We start from the raw sequence: 6,511 nt of genomic DNA, 5'->3' as shown, positions 1-6,511 counted from the left end.
GCGATAGCGGTGCGTCAGTCACATCGTGTTTGACTGACACACCGCTATCGCGAGCAGGCGAAGGCCTACAGGGGTTTTGTGGTTGTTATTCGAGGCGCGCCAGGCGTTCTTCCAGTGCGGCGATCCGCGCTTCCAGCTCTTCGATACGCTCGACTGACACGCCGCTGCTTGCGCCGCGATCCGATGGATTCTGCCGCGCCGCCATGATCGCCTCGATATCCGCCGGATCACCCAAGGCATGGGTGTAACGATCTTCGCGTTGCCCGGCCTGACGCGGAATCAGCACCGCCAACCCCCGCGCAATCAAACGCTCAAGCTGATGCAGCACCTGCTCGGCATCTTCGAAATCATGCATGCGCCCGCTGCGGGTCAGCAGTTCGTTAATGGTTTGCGGGCCGCGCAGAAACAACAATCCCGTCAGAATCACCTGCGCCGGCACCAGTTCCAGCGCCTTGTCGACCTTGTGCTCCCAGCGGTCGGCGCGACTGCCCATCACCAGCTTGGCGAAACCGCGACCTTCAAGGGCTCGCAGACTTTGGCCGACCTGACCTTGAGTCAAGTTCATCACCGGTTCGCGGCTGGTTTTCTGATTGCACGCCGTGACCAGCGCGTTGAGCGTCAGCGGATAGGTTTCCGGGCTGGTCGCCTGCTTCTCGATCAGCGAACCGAGAATGCGGATTTCCGTGGCGTTGAGCCGAGGCTCGTCGAAGGTGGATTCATGTTCGGTGGTCATCGCGCGTTCCCTCAGCAGTCGAAGGCGCCTAGCCTAATCCTTGCCTAACAAAAGGCAAGCCGTGTGGTCATCAAGCATGGCTATAATCGCCTCCTTGTTCCACCCAGCCACCACACGAGACTGCCATGACTATTTCCCTGTACGCCGCATCCGTCCCGGTTTTTCAACAAATGCTCAACGCTTTGAGCGATGTGTTGAAAAAGGCTGAAGCCCACGCCACCGAGAAAAACATTGACCCGAACGCATTCCTGCAAGCGCGTCTGTTTCCGGACATGTTCCCGCTGACCCGTCAGGTGCAGATCGCGGTGGACTTCGCCAAAGGCGTTTCCTCGCGTCTGGCTGAAGTAGAAGTGCCGAAGTACGACGATACCGAAACCACCTTCGCCGAACTGCAAGCCTTGATCACCAAGGTGTTGGCTTACATCGGCGAGATCAAGCCAGAGCAGATCGATGGCAAGGAAGGCATCGAAATCGTTACCCGTCCGGGCACGCCGAAAGAGAAGCGCTTCAGCGGCCAGGCTTACCTGCTGACTTACGGCCTGCCGCAGTTCTTCTTCCACGTCACCACCACGTATGCGCTGCTGCGTCATAACGGTGTTGAAGTGGGTAAACGCGATTACATGGGCGCGTTCTAAAACTTCCGGCAACAAAAAGCCCGCCAAGGTTTGCGCCTTGGCGGGCTTTTTGTTGGCTGAAGCAAAAGATCGCAGCCTTCGGCAGCTCCTACCGGGAACGCATTCCAGATGTAGGAGATGCCGAAGGCTGCGATCTTTTGATCTTCAAGCGCGTTGGGCTTTCGCTTCTTCGCCCAGGCACGCCGCAGCGGTGAACAGCACGTCGGTGGAGGAGTTCAGCGCCGTCTCGGCAGAATCCTGCAACACACCAATGATGAAACCGACCGCCACCACCTGCATGGCGATTTCACTTGGAATGCCAAACAGGCTGCACGCCAGCGGAATCAGCAGCAACGAACCACCGGCCACGCCCGAAGCGCCACAGGCGCAGATGGCCGCGACCACGCTGAGCAGAATCGCGGTCGGGATGTCCACCGCAATGCCCAAAGTATGCACGGCAGCCAGGGTCAGCACAGTGATGGTAATTGCCGCGCCGGCCATGTTGATGGTCGCGCCCAGTGGAATCGATACCGAGTAAGTGTCTTCGTGCAGGCCCAAGCGCTTGCTCAATTCCAGATTGACCGGAATGTTCGCCGCCGAGCTACGGGTGAAGAAGGCGGTGATACCGCTTTCGCGCAGGCACTTGAGGGTCAGCGGGTACGGGTTGCGGCGCAGTTTCCAGAACACGATCAGCGGGTTCATCACCAGCGCCACGAACAGCATGCAGCCGAGCAGCACGGCGAGCAGGTGCGCGTAGCCGATCAGCGCGCCGAAACCGGAGGTGGCCAGCGTCGAGGCGACCAGGCCGAAAATGCCCAGCGGGGCAAAGCGAATCACCACGCGCACAATCAGGGTCACGCCGTTGGACAGATCACCGAGCACTTCACGGGTGGTGTCGCCGGCATGCCGGATCGCCACACCCATGCCGATGGCCCAGGCCAGAATGCCGATGAAGTTGGCTTCGATCAGCGCCTTCACCGGATTGTCCACCACGCTCAGCAGCAGGCTCTGCAGCACTTCAGCGATGCCGCCCGGCGCAGTCACCGCGACGTTTTCGGTGGCCAGAACCAGATGCGACGGGAATGCCATGCTGGCAACCACAGCCACCACTGCGGCGGCGAACGTGCCCAGCAAGTACAGGAACAGAATCGGCCGAATGTGCGTTTCCTGGCCGTGTTTATGGTTGGCAATCGAAGCCATCACCAGCACGAACACCAGAATCGGTGCCACGGCTTTCAACGCCGAAACAAATACCTTGCCGATGAACGCGGTGTCTTTCGCCACTTGCGGGGCAAACATCGCCAAAGCGATACCGGCAATCAGGCCGATGAGGATCTGTGCGACCAGGCTCAGGTTCTTCAGACGTTGCAAGACAGAAGGGGATGAAGCAGTCATAGCGGCATCTCTGATTTTTTATAGGCTGCGGGTTGCATGAAAGCGCCGGCGAATCGGGGGCAGGCCAGCGTCACGAACCGAAAGGATTGAAGCGCTTTCAACGTCAATAAACCGATCGTTGAACAAGCTGTACGTTTTTCAGGGCGCGGACTTTATCACAGCGTAAGTCCCATCCTTCAGGCGTGTGACGATCTGCCACCGGATCAGGCAACAAAGTCGGCAGGTTTGTGCAAGTCAGCCCGGACACACTCTGTTAAGATTGCGCATCCTTATTTTCAAGTTCTGCCAGCGGGCCCTCGGGTCAACGCTGGTGTCGTCGTTTTGCTGGAGTTGCCATGCTGTTGCCCATTCTTCTGTTGTCCGCCGCCGGTTTTACCGTGCTGACCACGGAATTCGTTATCGTCGGCCTGCTGCCGGCGATAGCCCGAGACCTCGAAGTGACCATCCCCCAGGCCGGTTTGCTGGTGACGCTGTTCGCCTTTACCGTGGCGCTGTTCGGGCCTTTCCTGACCGCGTATTTCGCCCGCTTCGAGCGGCGCAAGCTGTTTATCAGCATCCTGATCATGTTTGGCCTGGCCAATACCGTCGCGGCGCTGGCGCCGAATATCTGGGTGATGGCGTTTGCCCGCTTGATCCCCGCGCTCGGTTTGCCGGTGTTCTGGGCGCTGGCCAGTGAGACGGCGGTGGACATCGTTGGCCCGGATTTCGCCGGTCGTGCGATCGCCAAGATCGGTTTCGGTATTGTCTGCGCCACGGTGTTCGGCATTCCGGTCGGCACGCTGATTTCCGATGCATTCGGCTGGCGCAGTGCCTTCGGCATTCTGGCGGTGATCGCCTTTGCCAAGGCTTTGCTGCTGTTTGTCTACTTGCCGAAAACCAGTTTGCACCAGCATCAGGTGAGCTTCCGCTCGCAGTTCAAGATTCTGCGCAGCCCGTTGATGATCGGCCATATCGTGCTGTCGATTCTGGTGTTCAGCGGCATGTTTACCGCTTACACCTATCTCGCCGACATTCTTGAGCGTCTGGCCGGTTTCAACGGCACCGTGGTCGGCTGGTGTCTGATGGGCTTCGGCGCCGTCGGGCTGATCGGCAACTCGCTGGGCGGTCGTGCAGTGGACCGCCATCCGCTGGGGGCGTCGGTGTTGTTCTGTGCGTTCATGATCGCCGGCATGGTGTCGCTGGTGCCGAACATTCATTCGCCGCTGGGGCTGGCGGTGGCGATGGGGATCTGGGGTATTACTCAGGCCGCGTTGTTTCTGGTCAGTCACGTACGCCTGATGAAAGCCGCGCCGGAAGCGCCGGCCTTCGCGGCCTCGTTGAACATCGCCGGGGCTAACCTGGGGATCGGCCTGGGCGCGATGGTCGGTGGCCGGGTCATCGACAGTGCGGGGCTGGGTTTTCTCGGCTTTGCCGCCGCCGGTTTCATTCTGCTGTCGGTGTTCCTCGCCATGGTGCTGATGACACTCAAGCCGCGCGACCTGTGCGCCGAGCCTTCATAACGCCGTAAACAACTCGCGTCGGGCACCTTCGGTAATCGCAACGATGCCGGGGTGCTTGACCTTGCGCTCCACCGAAATGGCATAGAACGACTCGGTCACCGCATCGGTCTGGCCAATCAGTTCGACGCCGCATTGGCGCTTCACTTCCTCGGCAATCACGCTGGGGCCGATAAAAATCCCGCTTCCAGACTGTCCGAAGGCCTGCATCAAGGCGCTGTCGTCGAATTCGCCGACAATTTTCGGCTGGATCTGTTGCTCGGCAAACCAGCGTTGCAAGCGGCTGCGCACCACGGTTTCCGGGCCGGGAATCAACAGCGGCGCACCGTGCAGGCTGCGCGGGAAATCCTCTCCATACCTGGCGGCCAATGCAGCGGTGGCGAAAAAGCTGATGCCGCATTCCCCCAGCTTTCGGCTGTAGCCCTTGATGTCGAGGTGCGAGGGCATCGGGCTGTCGGAAATCACCAGGTCCAGGCGCTGAATCGCCAGATCTGCCAGCAAGCGTTCGAGTTTGTCCTCGCGACATGTGATGCGCAGCGGTTCGTTCAACTCCATGGTCGGCGCAATCAGGCGATAAACAATCGATTTCGGCACCACGTCAGCCACGCCAACGCGAAACAGGATCTGCTGCTCATTGGGCTGCGCGCGCAGCATCAGCTCCAGCTCGCCACCGAGCTGGAACATCTGTTCGGCATACGGCAAGGCTTGACGACCGGCCTCGGTCAATTCGAGTTGCCGGCCAACGCGGCGAAACAGCTCGATGCCATACGTCTGTTCGAGCAAGGAAATCTGCCCGCTGATGGTCTGTGGCGTCAGATTCAGTTGTTCGCAGGCGCGCACGATGCTGCCGGTCTTCGCCACCACCCAGAAATAATGCAACTGTCGATAATTGAGCATGCGCCTCCCCTGTAGGAGCTGCCGAAGGCTGCGATCTTTTGATGTTGCTTCTAAAAGAAAAGATCAAAAGATCGCAGCCTTCGGCAGCTCCTACATTGTTAATCTGTGGATTCGTAAAAACCGAATTATAGCCGGTAAAAATACGAATTTTCCTGAAGTGTTTGCCTCTCTAGAATGCCCAGCCATCGACGGCCGGTCCGGTGACCCTGTCTGTTTAATCAAGGAAGCATCATGAAACTTAAAACTGCGGCACTGTTGTTGTTTACGTCTTTACTGGTTCTGACAGGTTGCGATCAGGCCGAAAAAAGCGCCCAACAGTTGATGGGCAAAGCCGCCGAAAGCGCAAAACAGGCGATTGACGATACCCACAAGGCTGCCGAGCAAGCCCTGAGCGATGCCACTGGCGGGTTGATCGAGAAAAAAGAAACAGCGGAAAAAGACGCGGAACAATCCGAATCTTCGTCCAAGACCATTTAATTTTCGTACACAGAGTCAGGACTGACCCATGGAATATCTGTTAGAACTCGCCGCCAGCCCCGCTGCCTGGGTAGCTTTGGCCACATTGGTGGTGATGGAGATCGTGCTTGGCATCGATAACCTGATCTTTATCTCGATCCTGACCAACAAGCTGCCCGAGCAACATCGGCAGAAAGCGCGGCGCATCGGTATCGGCATGGCGCTGATCCTGCGATTGGCGCTGTTGAGCACCATTGCCTTCATCGTGCAGTTGACCGAGCCGGTGTTCGAAGTTCTTGGCCAGGCGTTCTCGTGGAAGGACATGATCCTGATCGCCGGTGGTCTGTTCCTGGTGTGGAAAGCCACCACCGAGATCCATCACAGCATGGACCCGGCGCCGGAAGATCCCAAGTCCGCGACGTCGACCGTGACCCTGGGCTTTGCCGCTGCAATCGGGCAGATCCTGATGCTCGACATGGTGTTCTCGATCGACAGCATCATTACTGCTGTCGGCATGACCGAGCACTTGCCGATCATGGTCATCGCGGTGGTGGTGTCGGTTCTGGTGATGCTGTTTGCGGCTGAGCCGCTGGCCAAGTTCATCAACGACAATCCGACGGTGGTGATGCTGGCCTTGGGCTTCCTGATCATGATCGGCATGACCCTGATCGCCGAAGGTTTTGGCGCCCACGTACCGAAAGGGTATGTGTACGCGGCCATGGCGTTCTCGGCGGGTATTGAGGTGTTGAACATGATGTCGCGTCGAGCGAAGCAGAAGAAGCTGGCTGCGCAGGCGTAAACGCTGAAGAACAAAAGGCCGCCTGAACTCACGAAGTTCAGGCGGCCTTTTTGCCATCTGCTTCCCGCCTTTCCACCTCTGTAGGAGCTGCCGAAGGCTGCGATCTTTTGATGTTTAAGAT

7 protein-coding genes are annotated in these 6,511 nt (G+C 58.5%); 4 read left to right on the top strand and 3 right to left on the bottom strand.

Annotated features, from left to right (window positions below; all coding sequences use genetic code 11):
* Positions 1–85: 85 nt before the first annotated feature.
* Positions 86–733 carry a YceH family protein gene (locus EJA70_RS27600; protein WP_158835236.1) on the bottom strand — a complete coding sequence of 216 codons (648 nt, stop codon included), beginning with the start codon at positions 731–733 and terminating at the stop codon, positions 86–88.
* A gap of 125 nt (positions 734–858) precedes the next feature.
* Between EJA70_RS27600 and EJA70_RS27595 the strand changes: the two genes are divergently transcribed.
* Positions 859–1,368 carry a DUF1993 family protein gene (locus tag EJA70_RS27595; protein ID WP_008077741.1) on the top strand — a complete coding sequence of 170 codons (510 nt, stop codon included), beginning with the start codon at positions 859–861 and terminating at the stop codon, positions 1,366–1,368.
* Positions 1,369–1,512: 144 nt separating this feature from the next.
* On the opposite strand, the gene sstT is transcribed toward EJA70_RS27595, so the two are convergent.
* The gene (sstT, locus tag EJA70_RS27590) at positions 1,513–2,742 is read right to left on the bottom strand and encodes a serine/threonine transporter SstT (protein ID WP_008077739.1); all 1,230 of its coding nucleotides are present in this window, start codon (positions 2,740–2,742) and stop codon (positions 1,513–1,515) included.
* A gap of 335 nt (positions 2,743–3,077) precedes the next feature.
* Between sstT and EJA70_RS27585 the strand changes: the two genes are divergently transcribed.
* Positions 3,078–4,241 (top strand): MFS transporter, encoded by a 1,164-nt coding sequence (locus EJA70_RS27585; RefSeq protein ID WP_158835233.1) that lies wholly within the window; start codon positions 3,078–3,080, stop codon positions 4,239–4,241.
* Here the strand turns inward: EJA70_RS27585 and nhaR are convergent.
* Entirely contained in the window at positions 4,236–5,135 is a 900-nt protein-coding gene (gene nhaR, locus EJA70_RS27580; protein ID WP_158835231.1) for a transcriptional activator NhaR, read from the bottom strand. The genes EJA70_RS27585 and nhaR overlap by 6 nt on opposite strands.
* 231 nt (positions 5,136–5,366) lie before the next feature.
* On the opposite strand from nhaR, the gene EJA70_RS27575 reads away from it, so the two are divergent.
* Both EJA70_RS27575 and EJA70_RS27570 read left to right on the top strand, forming a co-directional pair.
* Positions 5,367–5,612, top strand: coding sequence for a hypothetical protein (locus EJA70_RS27575; protein ID WP_008077733.1), 246 nt, complete (start codon positions 5,367–5,369; stop codon positions 5,610–5,612).
* A gap of 28 nt (positions 5,613–5,640) precedes the next feature.
* A complete protein-coding gene (locus EJA70_RS27570) occupies positions 5,641–6,390 on the top strand; it encodes a TerC family protein (RefSeq protein WP_008077731.1) in 750 nt (249 codons plus the stop codon).
* Positions 6,391–6,511: the final 121 nt, after the last annotated feature.

Source organism: Pseudomonas sp. PB103, assembly GCF_009764635.1.
Classification (GTDB): domain Bacteria; phylum Pseudomonadota; class Gammaproteobacteria; order Pseudomonadales; family Pseudomonadaceae; genus Aquipseudomonas.
The sequence above is the reverse complement of the archived record's forward strand: the minus strand, read 5'-3'. Positions and strand labels throughout refer to the sequence as shown.

Excerpts from the sequence above, each read along its gene's own strand:
- EJA70_RS27600 (WP_158835236.1), bottom strand. The coding sequence starts at position 733 with ATGACCACCGAACATGAATCCACCTTCGACGAGCCTCGGCTCAACGCC.
- EJA70_RS27595 (WP_008077741.1), top strand. The coding sequence starts at position 859 with ATGACTATTTCCCTGTACGCCGCATCCGTCCCGGTTTTTCAACAAATG.
- sstT (WP_008077739.1), bottom strand. The coding sequence starts at position 2,742 with ATGACTGCTTCATCCCCTTCTGTCTTGCAACGTCTGAAGAACCTGAGC.
- EJA70_RS27585 (WP_158835233.1), top strand. The coding sequence starts at position 3,078 with ATGCTGTTGCCCATTCTTCTGTTGTCCGCCGCCGGTTTTACCGTGCTG.
- nhaR (WP_158835231.1), bottom strand. The coding sequence starts at position 5,135 with ATGCTCAATTATCGACAGTTGCATTATTTCTGGGTGGTGGCGAAGACC.
- EJA70_RS27575 (WP_008077733.1), top strand. The coding sequence starts at position 5,367 with ATGAAACTTAAAACTGCGGCACTGTTGTTGTTTACGTCTTTACTGGTT.
- EJA70_RS27570 (WP_008077731.1), top strand. The coding sequence starts at position 5,641 with ATGGAATATCTGTTAGAACTCGCCGCCAGCCCCGCTGCCTGGGTAGCT.